This window comes from Cellulomonas sp. JZ18, assembly GCF_009720485.1.
Taxonomy (GTDB): domain Bacteria; phylum Actinomycetota; class Actinomycetes; order Actinomycetales; family Cellulomonadaceae; genus Cellulomonas.
Genome location: NZ_CP045245.1, coordinates 3,342,883 through 3,360,724, shown reverse-complemented (window position 1 = coordinate 3,360,724; position 17,842 = coordinate 3,342,883). Strand labels below are relative to the sequence as shown.

The 17,842-nt window shown below is 76.7% G+C and carries 17 protein-coding genes and 1 pseudogene; 7 read left to right on the top strand and 11 right to left on the bottom strand.

What is annotated here, in order from left to right; translation table 11 throughout:
• The first annotated feature begins 14 nt into the window (after positions 1-14).
• Positions 15-1,310 carry an amidase family protein gene (locus GC089_RS15115; RefSeq protein WP_230684857.1) on the top strand — a complete coding sequence of 432 codons (1,296 nt, stop codon included), beginning with the start codon at positions 15-17 and terminating at the stop codon, positions 1,308-1,310.
• Positions 1,307-1,603, top strand: coding sequence for a hypothetical protein (locus GC089_RS19310; protein ID WP_230684856.1), 297 nt, complete (start codon positions 1,307-1,309; stop codon positions 1,601-1,603). Before GC089_RS15115 ends, GC089_RS19310 begins: the two co-directional genes overlap by 4 nt.
• A gap of 52 nt (positions 1,604-1,655) precedes the next feature.
• Here the strand turns inward: GC089_RS19310 and GC089_RS15110 are convergent, their stop codons facing one another.
• Positions 1,656-1,949, bottom strand: a complete 294-nt coding sequence (locus tag GC089_RS15110) for a DUF4031 domain-containing protein (protein ID WP_155378334.1) — start codon at positions 1,947-1,949, stop codon at positions 1,656-1,658.
• Positions 1,950-2,225: 276 nt separating this feature from the next.
• On the opposite strand from GC089_RS15110, the gene GC089_RS15105 reads away from it, so the two are divergent.
• The gene (locus GC089_RS15105) at positions 2,226-2,516 is read left to right on the top strand and encodes a WXG100 family type VII secretion target (RefSeq protein ID WP_155378333.1); all 291 of its coding nucleotides are present in this window, start codon (positions 2,226-2,228) and stop codon (positions 2,514-2,516) included.
• A gap of 56 nt (positions 2,517-2,572) precedes the next feature.
• Here GC089_RS15105 and GC089_RS15100 read toward each other — a convergent pair whose 3' ends face one another.
• Genes GC089_RS15100 through GC089_RS15090 form a run of 3 tightly spaced genes read right to left on the bottom strand, consistent with a single transcriptional unit; the run spans position 2,573 to position 5,842 of the window.
• On the bottom strand, positions 2,573-3,364 hold the full coding sequence (locus tag GC089_RS15100) for a hypothetical protein (RefSeq protein ID WP_230684855.1): 792 nt from the start codon (positions 3,362-3,364) through the stop codon (positions 2,573-2,575).
• A 10-nt stretch (positions 3,365-3,374) separates the two neighbouring features.
• Positions 3,375-5,117 (bottom strand): HAMP domain-containing sensor histidine kinase, encoded by a 1,743-nt coding sequence (locus tag GC089_RS15095; RefSeq protein WP_230684854.1) that lies wholly within the window; start codon positions 5,115-5,117, stop codon positions 3,375-3,377.
• Positions 5,114-5,842, bottom strand: coding sequence for a response regulator transcription factor (locus GC089_RS15090; RefSeq protein ID WP_155378332.1), 729 nt, complete (start codon positions 5,840-5,842; stop codon positions 5,114-5,116). Before GC089_RS15090 ends, GC089_RS15095 begins: the two co-directional genes overlap by 4 nt.
• On the opposite strand from GC089_RS15090, the pseudogene GC089_RS20200 reads away from it, so the two are divergent.
• Both GC089_RS20200 and GC089_RS20195 read left to right on the top strand, forming a co-directional pair.
• Positions 5,781-6,380, top strand: a pseudogene (locus GC089_RS20200) (hypothetical protein); the annotation flags it as partial. The gene GC089_RS15090 and the pseudogene GC089_RS20200 overlap by 62 nt on opposite strands.
• A gap of 80 nt (positions 6,381-6,460) precedes the next feature.
• On the top strand, positions 6,461-6,844 hold the full coding sequence (locus GC089_RS20195) for a type 1 glutamine amidotransferase (protein ID WP_370514020.1): 384 nt from the start codon (positions 6,461-6,463) through the stop codon (positions 6,842-6,844).
• Between the two features lie 100 nt (positions 6,845-6,944).
• Here the strand turns inward: GC089_RS20195 and GC089_RS15080 are convergent, their stop codons facing one another.
• The 6 genes from GC089_RS15080 to GC089_RS15055 all read right to left on the bottom strand — a co-directional run bounded on the left by GC089_RS15080 (position 6,945) and on the right by GC089_RS15055 (position 15,415).
• Positions 6,945-7,709 carry a PspA/IM30 family protein gene (locus tag GC089_RS15080; protein ID WP_155378331.1) on the bottom strand — a complete coding sequence of 255 codons (765 nt, stop codon included), beginning with the start codon at positions 7,707-7,709 and terminating at the stop codon, positions 6,945-6,947.
• A gap of 56 nt (positions 7,710-7,765) precedes the next feature.
• Positions 7,766-9,832, bottom strand: a complete 2,067-nt coding sequence (locus GC089_RS15075; RefSeq protein ID WP_196250724.1) for a TPM domain-containing protein — start codon at positions 9,830-9,832, stop codon at positions 7,766-7,768.
• 98 nt (positions 9,833-9,930) lie between these two features.
• A complete protein-coding gene (locus GC089_RS15070) occupies positions 9,931-10,494 on the bottom strand; it encodes a DinB family protein (RefSeq protein ID WP_155378329.1) in 564 nt (187 codons plus the stop codon).
• A 98-nt stretch (positions 10,495-10,592) separates the two neighbouring features.
• Positions 10,593-11,015 carry a TIGR03667 family PPOX class F420-dependent oxidoreductase gene (locus GC089_RS15065; protein ID WP_155378328.1) on the bottom strand — a complete coding sequence of 141 codons (423 nt, stop codon included), beginning with the start codon at positions 11,013-11,015 and terminating at the stop codon, positions 10,593-10,595.
• Positions 11,016-11,244: 229 nt separating this feature from the next.
• Positions 11,245-12,891 carry a DNA repair helicase XPB gene (locus tag GC089_RS15060; protein WP_155378327.1) on the bottom strand — a complete coding sequence of 549 codons (1,647 nt, stop codon included), beginning with the start codon at positions 12,889-12,891 and terminating at the stop codon, positions 11,245-11,247.
• A 58-nt stretch (positions 12,892-12,949) separates the two neighbouring features.
• Complete coding sequence (locus tag GC089_RS15055; protein WP_155378326.1) at positions 12,950-15,415, bottom strand: helicase-associated domain-containing protein; 2,466 nt, start codon at positions 15,413-15,415, stop codon at positions 12,950-12,952.
• 115 nt (positions 15,416-15,530) lie between these two features.
• Between GC089_RS15055 and GC089_RS15050 the strand changes: the two genes are divergently transcribed.
• Complete coding sequence (locus GC089_RS15050) at positions 15,531-16,763, top strand: M20 family metallopeptidase (RefSeq protein ID WP_230684853.1); 1,233 nt, start codon at positions 15,531-15,533, stop codon at positions 16,761-16,763.
• 63 nt (positions 16,764-16,826) lie between these two features.
• On the opposite strand, the gene GC089_RS19305 is transcribed toward GC089_RS15050, so the two are convergent.
• The gene (locus tag GC089_RS19305) at positions 16,827-17,144 is read right to left on the bottom strand and encodes a TraR/DksA family transcriptional regulator (protein ID WP_370514120.1); all 318 of its coding nucleotides are present in this window, start codon (positions 17,142-17,144) and stop codon (positions 16,827-16,829) included.
• A 313-nt stretch (positions 17,145-17,457) separates the two neighbouring features.
• Here GC089_RS19305 and GC089_RS15040 point away from each other — a divergent pair, with 313 nt between their 5' ends.
• Positions 17,458-17,841: a cold-shock protein gene (locus tag GC089_RS15040; RefSeq protein WP_155378324.1), complete on the top strand. Its 384-nt coding sequence runs from the start codon at positions 17,458-17,460 to the stop codon at positions 17,839-17,841.
• Position 17,842: the final 1 nt, after the last annotated feature.

Below are 17,842 nucleotides of genomic sequence, written 5' to 3'. Positions count from 1 at the left end.
CGGTCAAGGACAACGTGGACGTCGCGGGCCTGCCCACGACCGCCGGGTGCCCGTCCTACGCCACCCACCCCGCCGGGCGTCCCGGACCGGCCGCGCGCACCGCACCCGCCGTGCAGGCGCTGGTGGACGCGGGCGCGGTCGTGCTCGGCAAGACGAACCTCGACCAGTTCGCGACGGGCCTCGTCGGCACGCGCAGCCCGTACGGCGCCGTCCGGCACGCGACCCTGCCCGAGCGCGTGTCCGGGGGGTCGTCCTCCGGGTCGGCCGTCGCCGTCGCGCTCGGTGCCGCCGACATCGGGATCGGCACCGACACCGCCGGGTCCGGCCGCGTGCCGGCGGCGTTCCACGGCCTCGTCGGCATCAAGACGAGCGTCGGCCTCGTGCCGACGGACGGCGTCGTGCCGGCGTGCGCGTCGTACGACGTCGTCACGACGTTCACCCGGGACCTCGCCCTCGGCGCGCTCGCGACGCGGCTCATGGTCGGTGCCGGGGGCGTCGCCCCGCGGACCTGGCCGGCCGACGTGCGCGTCGCGCTGCGGGACGCCCCCGTCGTCGCGGTGCCGCGCGCCGAGGACCTGGCGCCGCTCTCGCCCGCCTGGCGGGACGCGTTCGCGGCCGCCGTCCGGCGCGTGCGCACGGTCGGCGGGCGCACCGTCGAGGTCGACGTCTCCGGCATGCTCGCCGCGGCACGCCTGCTCTACGACGGCGCGATCGTCGCGGAGCGGTACGCCGCAGTCGGGGACTTCCTCGCCACCGGGCCGGCCGACGCCGACCCGACCGTCGCCGCCATCGTCCTCGCCGGTGGCCGCGTCACCGCGGCCGACTACGTGCGCGACCGCCTGCGGCTCGACGCGGCCCGTGCCGAGCTCGCGCGCACGCTCGACGGCTGCGACCTGCTCCTGCTGCCCACCACGACCGAGCACCCGACCATCGCGGCCGTGCAGGCCGACCCGGTCGGGGTCAACCGGCGGCTCGGCACGTACACGAACTTCGTCAACCTGCTCGACCTCGCCGCGGTCGCCGTGCCCGCCGGCGAGGCGGACGGCGGGCCGTTCGGCGTCACCGTGCTCGCCCGCGGCGGCGAGGACCAGCTCGCGCTCGACCTCGCCGCGCGCCTGACGGCCCCGGGCCACGACGACGGTCCGCAGGGGCCGGGGGTGCGGGCGGCGGCGCGGCGGACGAGGTCCCCGTCCTCGCCCCGCTGCTCGTGGACGGCACGGTCGAGCTGCTGGTCGTCGGGGCGCACCTGCGCGGGCAGCCGCTGCAGGGCCAGCTCGCGGACCTCGGTGCGCGCTTCGAGCGGGCCGTGACGACCTCGGACGCCTACCGGCTCGTCGCGCTGGCGACGTCGCCCCGCAAGCCCGGACTGGTCCGCGTCGGGCCCGGTGCCGGCGCGCCGGTCGCGGGGGAGGTGTGGCGGCTGTCGCCCGGTGCGCTGGGCGCGTTCCTCGCCGACCTGCCGGCGCCCATGACCCTCGGACGCGTCGAGCTCGCCGACGGGACGTGGGTGGTCGGCTTCGGGTGCACGGCCGAGGCGGCGGCTGCCGGTGCCGACATCACCGACACCGGTGGCTGGCGGGCTGCCCTCGCGGCGGGGCGGTAGCGGCGCGGACGGCTCGGCCGTGCGGAGCGACACCGCGGAGGGCGGACACCGCTCAGGGGTGGTCGGCGGTCCCCGCGTCCGTCCTCCGGTCGCGCCCCGGCACGCGCAGGCCCGAGGCGCGCAGGCGGCGGACGAGCTCACGGGTCCCCACCGGGACCGCCCCGAGCCGGACCAGCTCGTCCCAGCGCTCGGCGGGCACGTCGTAGTGGTCGCGGTCGAACGCCCGGCGCGGGATGCCCGCCCGGGACGCGAACGCGTGCAGCTCGTCGTAGGACGCGTCGCTGACCAGGTGCCCCCACACGGTGCCGTGGCGGGGCCACAGCGGCGGGTCGAGGAGCACGGTCACCGGGCGAGCGTACGTCGCGTCTGCGCCGACGCCCGCCGAGCCGACCGGAGCCCAGCCGACCACAGCCCGAGCCGACCACAGCCTGAGCCGACCACAGCCTGAGCCGACCGGATCCCAGCCGACCACAGCCCGAGCCGACCACAGCCCGGGCGACGGTCGTGGTGCGCACCGTCCGCCGGCGGGCCGGCGACGGCGGCCCCTCCTGCTCCTAGCGTCGGCGCGTCCGTCGTCGACGGGTCGCCGCCGGGCGGCCGCGACGGGCGTGGAGGAGGTCCCATGAGCAGGTACGAGGTCGACGCCGCACACCTCGACGGGTCGGCCGCGGCGGTGATGGCCCGCGCGGCGACGATCCAGGCGGAGGTCGCCGGCATGCAGCGCCAGCTCACGGAGCTGCAGGCGTCGTGGCGGGGCGGCGCGGCCGGGGCGTTCTCGGCGCTCGTCGCGGAGTGGACCGCGACGCAGGCGCGCGTCGAGCAGTCGCTCGCGCAGATCGCCACCGCGATGCAGTCGGCCGCGCGCACCTACGCCGACGCCGAGGCCCACGCGGCGCGGCTGTTCACGCACTGACGCGGGCCGCCCGGGGCGTGCCGCCCGCGCGACCCGCTGCCCACGCCGGCGTGGCCTCAGCGCGGGTGCGCGGGCTGGGGGGTGCCGACGCCGGGCGGGGTCTGCGGGCCCTGCCCGTGCCCGCCACTGGGTGGGGCCGGGTCGTCCCGGGCGGCCTCCTCGAGGCGCGTCAGCTCCTTCTCCAACCGCTGGAGCTCGGCGGACACGTTCTGCCGCGCCGGCTCCTCCCAGGGCTGGGCGAGCGGGCTGACGAACAGCGAGGGGCGTGCCAGGAGCTTGCGCAGGATGCGGGTCCGGGCACGCACGTAGTCCTCGAGCGGCAGGTGCGCGTACTCGGCCCGCACGTCCTTCAGGTAGGCCTTGTACCGCTGCGGCTCGGCGGCGAGCATCGCGAGGTCCGCGTCGCAGAGGACCGCGCAGTCGATGTCGTGGCGGTCGGGGGAGTGGCGCACCAGCGCGGAGACCAGGTCGGCGACCCGCTGCGCCCGGGCGTCGGGGACCCCGAGCGCCGTGAGCTGCTCGCGGGCGAGCCGTGCGCTCGCGGCCTCGTCCTCCCCGCCCTTGTTGGCGTACGCCTTGCGCTCCGCCGAGTCGAACACGGCCCCGTGGTACCAGGCGGCGAGGCGGACGAGGTCGGGCTCGTGCGCCTCCTCGTCGAGCTCGTCGACGCGCGCGAGCACGTCCACCAGGTGCTTGACGTTGTGGAAGTGGCGCTCGGGACGGGACCAGCGGTCGAGGAGGTCCTCCCCGGTACGCCGGATCTCCTCGGCCGACGCGGTGCCGCCGGCTCCGACCACGCTGCGGGAGAAGGCCGGCAGGAGCCAGGCCGGTGCGTCATGGACGCCCATGGAACATGCCTCACGACGGTGACGTAGGACGCGTCATCGTAGCCACGTCCGACGGCGGAAGGGCATCCGTGGTCCCGCGAGCCGGACGCGCGCCCGGGTCCTCGGCGGCACCCTCGGCGCGCGCGCCCTCACGGCCAGGGCCCGGGGTGCCGCCGGCCGGGCCGTCCACGGGCAGCACCACGTGCACGGTCGTGCCGCCGCCCGGCGTCTGCGAGATGCCGACCTGCCCGTCGTGGGACGTCACGATCGCGGCGACGATCGCCATGCCCAGCCCGGAGCCACCGGACTCGCGCGTGCGCGAGGCGTCCACGCGGTAGAAGCGCTCGAAGACCCGGGCGGCGTGCTCCGGCGCGATGCCCGGCCCGTGGTCGCGGACCTCGAGCACCGCGGTGCGCGGCGCGTCCGCACCCGGCTCGCCCGGTCCGACGCGCACCTCCACGGGCGTGCCGGCCGGCGTGTGCTGCACGGCGTTGCCGACGAGGTTCGCCAGGACCTGCCGCAGCCGCGCCTCGTCGCCCTGCACCAGCACCGGTCCGGACCCGGCCGTCTCCAGCCGCACCGGCCGCTCCGGGTCGAGTGCACGCAGGTCGCTCACGGCGTCGGCGGCCAGCACCGTCAGGTCCACGGGCCCGAGCCGGCCCGGCCGGCCCTCGTCGAGGCGCGCGAGCGCGAGCAGGTCCTCCACGAGCGAGCCCATGCGCGTCGCGGAGCCCTCGATGCGGCGCATGGTGTCGTCCACCTGCTCCGGCGTCGTCGTGGCGCCCATGCGGTACAGCTCCGCGTACCCGCGGATGGTCGCCAGCGGCGTGCGCAGCTCGTGGGACGCGTCCGCGACGAAGCGCCGCATGCGCGCCTCGGAGGTCGTGCGCGCGTCGAACGCCTGCTCGATCTGGGCGAGCATGCCGTTGAGCGCGGCACCCAGCCGCCCGACCTCGGTCGTCGTGGGCGCGGTCGGCACGCGCCGGGAGAGCTCGCCCGCCGCGATGGCCGCGGCGGTGTCCTCGATCTCGTCGAGCGGACGCAGCGAGCGGCGTACCGCCCACGTGCCGGTCGCGGCGCCGAGCAGGACGATCGCGGTACCGCTCAGCAGCAGGATCCGGGAGAGCGAGACGACGGCGCGGTCGAGGTCGCGCTGCGGCAGCGCCACCGTGATGTAGCCGCTGCCGTCCTCGAGGGGGAACGTCACCGTGCGCCAGCGCGACCCGGGCCGGGAGGACGCGACCGTGTACGGCTCGCCGGCGCGGGCGGCAGCCTGCGAGACGGTCAGGTCGGGCACGTGCGGGCGCCCGTACTCGGCGAGCGTCGGCGCGCGGCCGATGAGCGGGACGTCGACGGCGCCGATCCGCGCCTGCACGTAGTAGTCGGAGGGGCCCACGGCGTCCAGCCCGGGCATCCCCGACAGCGCGTCGACGGTCTGCTGCGCCAGCCGGCGGCCCTCGTCCCGCAGCTTCGCGTCCGTCTGCTCGACGAGCGTGCGGCGCAGCAGGGTCGTGCTCGCCGCGCCGGCGAGCACGAGGCCCGCACCGAGCAGCACGACGATGATCGCGACCAGGCGCCGCACGAGCGGCACGGTCGCCCAGGCGGTGCGCAGGCGCGCGAGGGCGCCGGGCCCCGCGGACGGTCCGCCGGCCGGTCGTGCACCGGGCGTCGACGCGGCCGAGGTCGTCCCGCCGGCGCCCGGGCGCGGGTCGCGGTCCTCGCCCGGGGCGGACCCGTGCGGACCAGGTCCGCCCGGCGCACCGGCGGCCGTCACGTCGACTCGCGCAGCAGGTACCCCACGCCCCGCTTCGTGTGGATCAGCGGCGGCAGCCGCTCGCCGTCCGGCCCGGTGAGCTGGTCGATCTTGCGCCGCAGGTAGGAGATGTAGGACTCGACGATGTTCGCGTCGCCGCCCCAGTCGTACTGCCACACGTGGTCGAGGATCTGCGTCTTCGACAGCACCCGGTTCGGGTTGAGCATGAGGTAGCGCAGCAGCTTGAACTCGGTGGGGGACAGGTCGACCAGGTGGCCGGCACGCCGCACCTCGTGGGTGTCGTCGTCGAGCTCGAGGTCGGCGTACCGCAGCACCGAGGAGCCCAGGCCCTCGTCGGGCGCGGTGCGGCGCAGGATCGCCCGGATGCGCGCGACGACCTCCTCCAGGCTGAACGGCTTCGTCACGTAGTCGTCGCCGCCGACCGTCAGGCCCTGCACCTTGTCCGCGGTGTCGTCGCGGGCCGTGAGGAACAGCACCGGCACGTGCTGCCCCTTCTCGCGCAGACGGCGCGTGACGGTGAACCCGTCCATGTCCGGCAGCATGACGTCGAGCACGACGAGGTCCGGGTCGGTGTCGCGCGCGAGCCGCAGGGCGGACCCGCCGTCGGCGGCGGCGTGCACCTCGAAGCCGGCGAACCGCAGCGAGGTGGCCAGCAGCTCGCGGATGTTCGGCTCGTCGTCGACGACGAGGAGACGGGCCTCGGTGCCGCCGGTCGTGGTGCTCATGGCCACAGTCTCGCGCCGCGCGCTGGGAGGCGCCTGGGAGCAGGCGCCGACCGGACGGGCGAACCTGGGAGTTGGCTGGACGCGCCGGTCCGCCGAAACGGACGCGGCGGGACGAGCCGGGCGCCGCCGGGATCGTGATGGACATGTGACCTGGCCCTTCGGTCCCGCGCGGCGACGCGGCTACCGTGGAAGCGTGACCGCATACACCACCGACCGCGTGCTCGCCACCGGCGGTCCCGCGGAGGGCCGCGACGACGGCCCGCGCGACGCGCGCCGACCGCGCGTGACCGTCGTGCAGAGCTCCCCCGACGTGACGCTCGACCGCTTCGCCGACTGGCTGCGGGACGTCGACGTCCACCTCGTCCGCGCCGACCTCGGGGACCCCGTCCCCGGTCCCACCGAGGTGGGCGACGGCCTCGTCGTGCTCGGCGGCCAGATGAACGCCCACGACGACAGCTGTGCCCCGTGGCTGCCCGCCCTGCGCGCCCTGCTCGCCGTCGTCAGCGCCACCGACGTGCCGGCGCTCGGCATCTGCCTCGGCGCCCAGCTCCTCGCCGTGGCCCGTGGCGGTCAGGTCGAGGTCGCGGCGCCCCCGGGCGCGAGGCCGGCGTCGTCGACGTGCGGTGGCGGCCCGAGGCCGAGCAGGACGCGCTCCTGTCGGCCCTCGCGCTCGCGGCGGGCCGCGGCCGCACGACGCCGCAGCCGAGCATGCACGCCGACGCGGTGGTCGACCTGCCGCGCGGGGCCGTGTGGCTCGCGTCGTCCTCGACGTACCCGTTCCAGGCGTTCCGCATCGGTTCGGCCTGGGGCGTGCAGTTCCACCCCGAGGCGAGCCGCGGGACCATGGCGGCCTGGGCCGAGGCCCACGACGACGTCGACACCGCGGCCCTGCTCGCCCAGCTCGACGCCCGCGCCGACGAGGTGGAGGCCGCGGGCCGTGCGCTCGCCGAGGGCTTCGTCGGCGTCGTCCGCGCCCGCGCCGCGGTGCGCGTCCCGGTCTGAGGTCCGGCAGGACGGGCTGCCGCCGTGCACCCGTCGCGCCCGAGACGCACGACGGGCGTGCGACCCCGGTGGGGTCGCACGCCCGTCGTCGTCCGTGGGGTCAGGCCTCGATCTCGGGCGTGACCTGCGTGCCCTCGAGCTGACGCGGGGCGGAGCCCTGCTTGAGGGCCATGAGGCGCGCCTCGATCTCGAGCTGCTCACCGGCGGACTCGAGCTCGGCGAACTGCGAGTCCAGCGAGGACGCCGCGATCTCCGCCTGGCCGAGCGCCATGGCCTCCTCGCGGCGCACCTTCTCCTCGAAGCGGGCCAGCTCGCTCGTCGGGTCGAGGACGTTGATCGAGCCGATGGCCTGCTGCACCTGCTGCTGCGCCTGCGCCGACTTCTGCCGCGCGACGAGCGTGTCGCGACGCTGCTTGAGCTGGCCGAGCTTGTCCTTCATCTGCGCGAGGCCGCTCTTGAGCTTTTCGACCGTCTCGCGCTGCGAGGCGATGATGGGCTCCGCGTCGCGGACCTCCTGCTCGGCGGTGATCTGCTTGCCGATCGCGACCTTGGCCAGGTTGTCGAACCGGTCCGCCTTGACGGTGTCGCCCTGCGCGCGGGCCTGGTCGGCGGCCGACGAGGCGGCCAGCGCCTTCTGCCCCCACTCGCGGGCGGCGCGGACGTCCTCGTTGTAGTCCTGCTCGGCCAGGCGCAGGTTGCCGATCGTCTGCGCGATCGCCTTCTCGGCGTCCGCGATCGAGTTCGTGTAGTCGCGCACCAGCTGGTCGAGCATCTTCTGCGGGTCCTCGGCCTGGTCCAGCAGGGCGTTGATGTTCGCCCGCGCCAGCTGCGTGATCCGCCCGAAGATGGACTGCTTCTCCGTCATCGTCCCGTGCCTCTCGTTCGTACCGGAAAACCGTCTGGCCAGACGCCGCAGCGGCATCAGAAGCCGCCGTCGAAGCCGCCGTCGCCGAACCCGCCGCCGTCGAAGCCCCCGCCGTCGCCGCCCCAGCCGCCACCGCCACCGAAGCCGCCGCCGCCGCGCAGGATCGAGTCGAGCAGGATGCCGCCGAGCACCATGCCGCCGACGCCGGACACCATGTCGCCGGCGCCGCGGCGGCCGTAGCCGCGGCCGCCGTACCCGCCGGGACCGTAGCCGCCCCCGTAGCCCGCCATCTGCTCGGCGTTCTCGACGTCGATCTGCGCGAGCCGCTGCGCCTCCGCGACGAGCTGCTCACCCTGCTGGGCCGTGGCGAGCGCGGCCTCGGGGTCGGTCGCGCGCTGGTCGAGCGCCCGCATGCGCAGCCGGTCCGCCTCGGCCAGGCGCGTGCGCGCCTGCGGGCCGACGGCGCCGCGACGCGTGCTGACGTAGTCCGCCGTGGCGCGCACGGCCGAGTCCAGCCGGCCGAGGACGTCGTCGAGCAGCGCCTGGGCGCGCCGGGCACGCTCGGCGTGCTCACGCATCGGGGCCAGCGCCTCGTCGATCGCCGCCTCGGCGGCGGTGATGCGGCGCAGCGCGGCGATCGGGTCACCCTGGCCGGAGCGGGCCGCCGACGCGACCGCGACCGCCTCGCGGGCCTCGATCGCGCGCGGCTCGACCTGCGGGTTCCCGCGCGCGAGCCGCTGCGCGTCCGACAGGTCGCTCGTGATCGACGCGACCGCCGCGTCGAGGCGGGCGCCGACCGCGGCGAGGTCCTCGCCGGCGCTGTCCACCGCGTCGAGCAGGCGGCGGGCCTGGCCCAGCGCCTCCTCGGCGGCGCGCGCGTACCCGACGGCGGTGCTGCGGTCCCCGGCGGAGACGAGACCGCGGCCCTGGGCCACCGCGTTGCCGACCTCCTCGAGCAGCCGCTCGGCCTGGTCCGGGTTGCCGGAGACCGACGCCAGCGCGCTGGCGGGGTAACGGGCCGACAGCGCGGACAGCGCCGTGCGCGCCGGCTCGACCCGTCCACGCAGCGTCGCCGCCTCGCGCTCGTGCGCGTCGAGCGCGTCGTCCACGCGCTCCTCGATCGCGCGCAGGCGGTCGAACGCCTCCTTCTGCTCGTCCAGGCGCTGCCCGACCTCCCGGCACAGCCGCAGGATCGCCGCCGACGTGGAGCGGACCTGCTCCTCGGTGTCGGGGATGTCGTCGTCCAGCGTCTGGCGCAGGCGGAACGCCTCGGTCAGCCGCTGCCTGCCGTCGGCGAGGACGGCCTCGAACTCGCGCGTGGCCTCCGGGCCGAACTGCGCCTGCGCGAAGCCGAGCTCCTCGTCGGAGGAGCGCAGCGCGTCGTCGAGCCGCACGAGCGCCTGCGCCGAGCGGCGGTCCAGCTCGGGCGTGGGCACCTGGTGGAACTCGTCGGCGCTGCCCGCGACCCGGGTCGCGCCCGCCGTGTCGGGCAGCGGGGCGCCCGCGGGCTTCCTGTTGCGCCGCGTGAACGTCGTGAGCAGGAAGATCCCGCCGATGATCACGAGACCGACGAGCAGTGCGGTCATGAACCCTCCTCCGCCGCCGCCCTGCGAGGAGCCGGCCGACGCGGCCGCGTCCCCGGTGGCGGCGGCCTCGATGGCCTCGGCCGCGGCGACCGCGGCGCCGGCCCAGTCGTCCGTGCGGAGCGCGTCGCGTGCGCCGTCGAAGGCCGCGAGCAGCTCGTCCCGCGTGAGGTCCCCGGTCTGCTCCGGGGCGAACCCGGCACGCCGGGTCTCGGTGGCGACGGCGAGGATCAGGTCCTGCGAGCCGAGGGTGCTCTCCTGCGCCGTCGCCCGGGCCCAGTCCTGGCCCTGCTCGGGGCTCGAGAACTCCGGGACGTAGACGACGTAGAGCTGGTACGCGGTCTCGGCGGCCAGCTGGTCGAGCGCCGCCTGGACCTCCTGCTCCTCGCCCGGGGTGAGGACGTCCGACTCGTCGGTCACCAGGCTCGTCAGCGACGGCGGCGGGACCGCGGCCGCGGCACCCGCCCCGGCCACGAGCAGGGTCGCGCCCAGCGCGACCCCCGCTCCCACGGTGACGACCCGACCTCGCAGCGCACGCACCTGTCGATCCTTTCTCACGCCTGCATCCGTCGCAACGGACCGGACGGCCCCGGGGTTCCGGTGCCCGAGCGTCCGGGTGACGTGCACGGACGTCGGCGTCAGGTGCCCGCGCCGCCCAGGCCGGCCCGGTACAGGTCGCGCAGCACCCCGACCTCACCGCCGTGGTGCATCGTCTCGCGGTGGAGGTGCAGGGCCAGCGCGGCCAGCGGCTGGTCGGCGAAGTCCGCGCCGCGCGGTCCGAGCGGGCGCGCGAGGGCGTCGTCGTGGCAGGCAGACAGCCCGTCGTGCCAGGCCCGGTAGGACGCCTCGAGCAGGACGAGCGCCTCGGCCGCCGTCGACGGCAGCGACGTGGGACGCAGGCGCGGGTCGAACATGTCCGCGCCGTCCGGAGGGTCGCCGAAGAACGCCGCGGCGCGCGTGCCGAGGACGTCGACGGCGACGTGGGAGAGCCGCCACGCGAGCGTGGTCACGGGCGGCGGGTCGGGCTCGCGCGCGTCGACGCCGTCCGCCTGCCAGGTCCCGTCCGCCGTCGGCCGCACGGACCAGCAGCCGGGCACCGGCTCCCACAGGTACTCGTCGTCCGTCAGCCCCTGCACCCGGGGCCAGAGGCTGGTCTCCCAGTAGAAGGCGAGCTGGTCGGTCAGCAGCGGTCCCCAGCGCATGGCGTCCCCCTCGGCCCTCGTCCGCACGCGGGCGGTGCGGCCCCCTTCCTACCGGGAGCCACCGACACGCGTCGGGACGCGAGGCGCCGCCAGCGCCGTCACCACCCGCGCACACGCTCCGGGGTGACGCGCAGGACGACCGAGTAGTCCGCGTGGAAGTCCTCGGCCGTCATGCCGAGGTGGCGCAGCCCGCCCGCGTACTTGGCGTCGAACGCCGCCCGCACGTCGGCGGGGAGAGGGCCGTCCGCCACCGCGGCGGTCCCGGTCAGGACCTGCACGTCGTCGCCACGCGCGTCGGTGTTGAACGACAGCGCGACGGTCGGGTGCGCACGCACGTTGCGCAGCTTCGCCTGCCGGGGGCGGCTCACGACGTACGCCTCGTCGCCGGTCCACCAGAACCACACCGGCGTCGGCTGCGGCACACCGGCGGGGTCGACCGTCGTCAACCACACCACCTGCTCGTCGCCGAGCCGCTGCGCCGCGCGCCGGCCGAGGTGCGTCGTCGGGTCCAGGAGGGTCATGCCGGGGCAACCGTCACGTCGGCGCCGTCATTCCGGTGCGGCCCCACCCTCTCCTTCGCTACGCCCAGGTCCGTGGTGCTCGTGGTCGGATCTGGGCTGCGCTCCGTGCCGGGCGGGTGCGCTGGCGCGCCCCCACCCTCTACTTCGCTACGCCCAGGTCCTCCGTTCCCGTGGTCGGACCTGGGCTGCGCGAAGCGATCGGCGGGTGCCGCTGCGCGACCCCCACCGCTCACTTCGCTACGCCCAGGTCCTCCGCGTCGACGATGGTGTAGGCGTACCCCTGCTCCGCCAGGAAGCGCTGACGGTGGGCCGCGAACTCCTGGTCGACCGTGTCGCGTGCGACCACCGTGTAGAAATGCGCCGTCTTGCCGGACGCCTTCGGGCGCATGATGCGGCCCAGGCGCTGCGCCTCCTCCTGGCGGGAGCCGAACGACCCCGACACCTGGATCGCGACCGACGCCTCGGGCAGGTCGATCGAGAAGTTCGCCACCTTGGACACCACCAGCTTGGTGATCTCCCCGGACCGGAACGCGTCGAACAGCCGCTGCCGCTCCTTCACGGGCGTCTCGCCGGTGATGACGTCGGCGCCGATGTGCTCGGCGATCTCGTGCAGCTGGTCCAGGTACTGCCCGATGACGAGGGTCGGCTCACCGGCGTGCTTCGCGACGACCTGGTCGACGACGCGCTGCTTGCCGTCGGCCGTCGCCGCCAGGCGGTACCGCTCCTCCGGCTCGGCGGTCGCGTAGAGCATCCGCTCGTGGTCGGGCAGCGTCAGGCGCACCTCGACGCACTCCGCGGGCGCGATGTAGCCCTGCGCCTCGATGTCCTTCCACGGCGCGTCGAACCGCTTGGGGCCGATGAGCGAGAAGACCTCGTCCTCGCGGCCGTCCTCCCGCACGAGCGTCGCGGTCAGGCCGAGCCGGCGGCGTGCCTGCAGGTCCGCGGTCATCCGGAAGATCGGTGCGGGCAGCAGGTGCACCTCGTCGTAGACGACCAGGCCCCAGTCGCGCGCGTCGAGCAGCTCGAGGTGCGTGTACACGCCCTTCCGCTTCGTCGTCAGCACCTGGTAGGTCGCGATCGTGACGGGGCGGATCTCCTTGCGCGTGCCGGAGTACTCGCCGATCTCGTCCTCCGTGAGCGACGTGCGCTTCACCAGCTCGTCGCGCCACTGCCGGGCGCTGACCGTGTTGGTGACGAGGATGAGCGTGGTCGTCGAGCTCTTCGCCATCGCGCCGGCGCCCACGAGCGTCTTGCCGGCGCCGCAGGGCAGGACGACGACGCCCGAGCCGCCGTGCCAGAAGTTCTCGACCGCCTGGTTCTGGTACGGCCGCAGCGTCCAGCCGTCCTCGGCGAGCGCGATCGGGTGCGCCTCGCCGTCGACGTAGCCCGCCAGGTCCTCCGCCGGCCAGCCGAGCTTGAGCAGCACTTGCTTGAGGTGCCCGCGCTCGGACGCGTGCACGACGACGTCGGTCTCGTCGATGCGTGCGCCCAGCAGCCCCGCGGTCTTCTTGGACCGCATGACCTCGACGAGCACCGCCGGGTCGAGCGCGTGCAGGACCAGGCCGTGCACCGGGTGCTGGACGAGCTGCAGCCGCCCGTAGCGGGCCATCGTCTCCGCGACGTCGACGAGCAGCGCGTGCGGGACCGGGTAGCGGCTGTACTCGAGCAGCACGTCGACGACCTGCTCGGCGTCGTGCCCCGCGGCGCGCGCGTTCCACAGGCCCAGCGGCGTCAGGCGGTACGTGTGCACGTGCTCCGGCGCGCGCTCGAGCTCGGCGAACGGGGCGATGGCGCGACGGCAGGCGTCCGCGAGGTCGTGGTCGACCTCCAGCAGGAGCGTCTTGTCGCTCTGGACGATGAGCGGGCCGTCGGGCACGCGGTTCTCCTCCGTGGTCGGGGCACCGCCCGGGACGGGGCGGCGGGTCGTGCGGTCGTCAGTCGGGCGCGTCGGCGGGGACGACGGACGCGATGCGGTGCACCGCGACGGTCAGCTCGGCCTCGCGGCGCGGGTCGAGCGCGCGCAGGCGACCGCCCTCGACGCGCAGCGGACGCACGAGCCGCCGGTCCGACCGGCCGTCGGGACCGACCATCTCGACCCAGACGAGCGTGCGGGCCTGGGCCGCCTCGCGCAGCAGCAGCAACGCGTCCGCGGGGTCGGTTGTTCCGCCCGACGACGACCGGGCCGGACCGCTCGTCGTCGTCCGCGCACCGGTGACCGGGGACCGGCCCGGGCCCGACCGCGCGACGCGGGCCCGCTCGGCGACCGCGGCCGCCCGCGCCGACAGGTCGTCGGCGGGGCCCTCGCCGGGCCCGTCCCCGGGCCCGTCGTCGGGGCCGGTCACCGGCACCGCGCTCGCGTCGGCGCGCCGCAGGACGTCCACGACGCGGGCCGCGCGCGCCCGCACGTCCGGCTGGTGCACCGCACCCCCGTCGACCGCGCGCCGCCGGGCCCGCACCGCCGCACGCCCCCGCACCCGCCGGACCGGTGCGGCCGCGTGCACGACCGTGCCGCGGGCGTCCTCCGCCACGGGCGCCAGCCCCCGGGCGCGCAGCACCGCGAGGAGCTCGGCGGTCGTGGCGTCCGCGACGAGGACGGTCGGCGCGAGGGCCCGCAGCCCGAGGTCCGCCAGGCGCGGGTCCTCCGCGAGCCCGGCCAGCAGCGCCGGGTCGTCCGAGCGCACGTACGCGGACGCGGCGCCGGCACGCAGGCGCCCGTGCCGGCGGGCGACGTCCCGGACCAGGTACTCCAGCGGCTGCGGGACGCGGCCGCGCGACGCCGTCCCGAGCCGGGCGAGCAGGTCGTCCGCGGACGCGCCGGCGTCGAGCGCGCGCCGCACGGTCTCGGCGGTGAACCGGACCGTCAGCGCGCCGCCCCGCGACTCCACGCGGGCGGCGGACTCGAGCAGGTCCTCGAGCTCGGGGCTCGGCCGGCCCGGCACGACGCCCGTGAGGTCGCCCTGGAGCAGCACCTCGTCGACGGCGGCCGGCAGGTCCGCGGCCAGGGCGGCCGCCGGGTCGGGGACCGCGACGGCGTCGCCCGCGTCCAGGGCCGCGTCCTCCTCGAGCAGGGCGCGGCCGGCCGACGACAGCGCACCCGCCCCGAGCACGCCCAGCAGGGCGGCCTCCCGCAGCACGGCGTCGACGCTCGTGCGCGGCGGCACCGACCGCGGCGTGCGCCAGCGCAGCAGGGCGTGCACCGACCCGGCGTCGGGCGCCGACCCCGGGGCGAGCCCGGCCGGCACCTCCAGCACCGAGCGGCGCAGCCGCGGCACCCACGGCCGCGCGAGCTCCGGGTCGAGGGCCGCCCGCAGCGCGCCGCGCTCGTCCCGCTCGCCGACCAGCCAGGGCGTGCGCGCCGACAGCAGCCACGCGCGGGCGAGCCGCGCCCACCGGTGCGGCACGTCCTCCTCGTCCCAGACGTCCGCCTCGACGGTCGGCACGAACGACGGGCTCTCCTCGCCGTCGTCGGCGAGCAGGCCCGCCGACGCCGCGGTCTCCACGAGCCAGGCGGCCTCCGCCTCCTCCACGTCCAGCGCCTGCGCGGTGCGCCGCAGGTCGCGCGACCCGAGCCCGCCCGCCCGCAGGACGCCCGGCGGGGACTGCTCCCACAGCTGCAGGAGCTGGCGCACGAGCCGCACGACGCGCTCGGCCGCACCCGTGGACTCCGCGGCGACGAGGGCCGCGGGCCGCACGGGGACCGCGGTGAGGTCCGGCGCGAGCGCGGGGGCCCGGTGCGTGCGCCCGCCGCGCAGCCGCAGGGCGACGTCACGCGGCAGGACGACGTGCCGCTCGTCTCCGCGCGCGAGCACGCCGTGGGTGACGAGCCACTCGACGGCGCGCGCCGCCGGCCCACCGGCGGGCGCCCGGCCGACCGGGGGACCCCACAGGAGCGCGTCGACGACCTGCGCGGCACCCGCCGGGGCGTCCGCGAGCAACGCGCGCGGGTCCGCGGGGGCCTCCGCGACGCGCCGGCGGTCGGCGGCGGACGCGGTCGGGGCGAGGCCCGCGGGCGTGGCCCCGAGGGCGTCGGCGAGGCCCGGTGCGGCGTGCAGCCCGTCGCCCTCGGTCCACAGCAGGGCCAGGTCCACCGCGGCGTCCACGGCCCGCCGGACCGCGGCCGCGTCGTCCGCCCCCTCGGCCCCGACGGCGGCCACGACCTCGGCGCACGACGGTGCCGGCGCCTGCGGGTCCTCGGTCAGCACCACGACCGCCTCGACGACCTGCAGGACCAGCGCGTCCACGCCCGCCAGCGCCCGGTCCAGGCTGGAGCGGCTCGTCGCACGTGCCGCGAGCGACGCGAGGGTCGCCGGGGAGGGCGTGGCCAGGTCGGGACGGCGCGTCAGCAGCGCGACGAGGTCGTCGTCGCTGCGTGCGCGCAGGTACCCGGAGAACGAGGCCATCCGCACCACGATACGAGCGCCGCGCGCCGCGTGGGCGGCGGCAGGGGTCCCGGAGGGCGGCGCAGCCTTGTGTGGGAGGGTGGGAGCGACCGACGGGGCGAGGGGTGGGACGAGCGTGGTGGACGACGGGACGCACGTGGACCGCGACGTGCTGACGGGGCTGCTGGCGGACGCGCGCGCGGACCTGCCCGCGACCGCGGGGCTGCGCCACGCGCTGCACCGCGTCCCCGAGCTCGGCCTCGACCTGCCCGCGACGCAGCGGCTCGTGCTGGACGCGCTCGCGGACCTCGGCCTCGAGGTGCACACGGGACGCGGGCTGTCGTCCGTCACCGCGGTGCTGCGCGGCACGCGGCCGGGTCCGGCGGTGCTGCTGCGCGGTGACATGGACGCCCTGCCCGTCGCCGAGGAGACGGGCGAGGAGTTCGCCTCCGAGCGCCCCGGCGTGATGCACGCGTGCGGGCACGACATGCACGTCGCGGGGCTCGTCGGCGCGGCACGCCTCCTGGCGGCGCGCCGCGACGAGGTCGCCGGCTCGGTCGTCCTCATGTTCCAGCCCGGTGAGGAGGGGTGGCACGGCGCCCGCCTCATGATCGAGGAGGGCGTGCTGGAGGCCGCCGGCCCGCGCGTCGTCGCCGCGTACGGGCTGCACGTGGTCTCCTCGCTGCTGCCCGCGGGCGTCGTCTCGGGCCGCCCGGGCACGATGATGGCGGCGTCGGACAACGTGCGGATCACGGTGCACGGGCGCGGCGGCCACGCCTCGAAGCCGCACCTCGCGCAGGACCCGGTGACCGTGGCCGCCGAGATCACGCTCGCGCTGCAGGCGATGGTGACGCGCCAGTTCGACGTGTTCGACCCCGTCGTCGTCACGGTCGGGCACATCCTCGCCGGCAACCGCAGCAACGTGATCCCGGACGACGCGCACCTCGAGGCGACGATCCGCACGTTCAGCGCCGCCACGCACGCCGCCGCGCCGGAGCGCATCGCGCGCCTGGCCGAGCACGTCGCCGCCGCCCACGGGCTGTCCGCGACCGTCGACTACGAGCGCGGCTACCCGGTGACGTCCAACGACCCCGCGGAGGCCGCCCGCGTCGAGCGCGTCGCGCGGGACCTGCTCGGCGACGACGCGTGGGTGCCGGCGGACGCGCCCGTGCCCGGCGCGGAGGACTTCAGCTACGTGCTGCAGGAGGTGCCCGGCGCGTTCGTGTTCCTGGGCGCCACCCCGCCGGACGCGGACCCGGCGACCGCGCCGTACAACCACTCGCCGCGCTCGCGCTACGCGGACGAGGCGCTCGTACAGGGCTCCGCGCTGCTCGCGGCGCTCGCGCTCGACCGGCTCGCGCAGGGCTGACCGGCTGACCGGCGCGTCGCCCGGGACCGGCCTCCGGACGCGCGCGGCACGACCCGGGCGGCGTCACGACGACGCGTGCCGCACGCAGGTCGTCGCGGTCGGTCGCGCCTCCAGGCGTGCGGCGTCGATGGCCTCCCCGCCGACCGCGCACACCCCGTAGGTGCCGGCGTCCAGGCGGGCGAGCGCGGCGTCGACCTCGGCCACCCGTCGGCGCGCGTCCGCGGCGAGCGCCTCGAGCTGGGCGCGCTCGAACGCGATGGTCGCCCCCTCGGGGTCGTGCTCGTCGTCCACGTTCGCGCCGCGCGCCGCGTCGACGACGTCGGTGCGGGCGGCGCCGAGCGACGCGAGTCGCTCGGCCGCCTCCGCCCGCAGCGCGTGCAGCCGGGCACGGGCGCCGGCCCACGCGGTGGTCCGGTCCGTGCCCGCGTCGGTAACCGCGCCGGTGCCCTCGTCGGTACCCGCGCCCGTTCCCCCGACCGCGCCCTCGTCCGTCCCCGCGTCCGGGCCCGTCGTCGTGCCGCCCCGTCCGCCGTCGTCCCCGCGCGCCGTGTCCACGCCGACAGTCCAGCACCGGGCACCGACGTCCGCCGTCCCCGTCGTGCGCGGACGTCGCACGAAAGCGCGTGCGCGGCCCGGTAGCCTGGACGCTGCGTCCACCGTCCGTGGACGCACGTGTCTTTGCGAGGAGTCGGCGGTGCCTACCGGCAAGGTCAAGTGGTTCGACACCGAGCGTGGCTTCGGCTTCATCGCCGGCGACGACGGTGGCGAGGTGTTCCTGCACGCCTCCGCGCTGCCCGCGGGCGTGACCGCGCCCAAGCCCGGCACGCGCGTGGACTACGGCGTGGCCGACGGGCGGCGCGGCCCCCAGGCGCTCTCGGTGACCGTGCTCGACCCGGTCCCGTCGGTCGTCAAGGCCAAGCGCCCCCGCGCGGACGAGATGGCGGTCGTCGTCGAGGACCTCATCAAGGTCCTCGACAAGGTCGGCAACGACCTGCGCCGCGGGCGCTACCCCGAGGGTGCCCGTGCCGCGCAGTACGCCACGATGCTGCGCGCCGTCGCGGACAAGCTCGAGGCCTGAC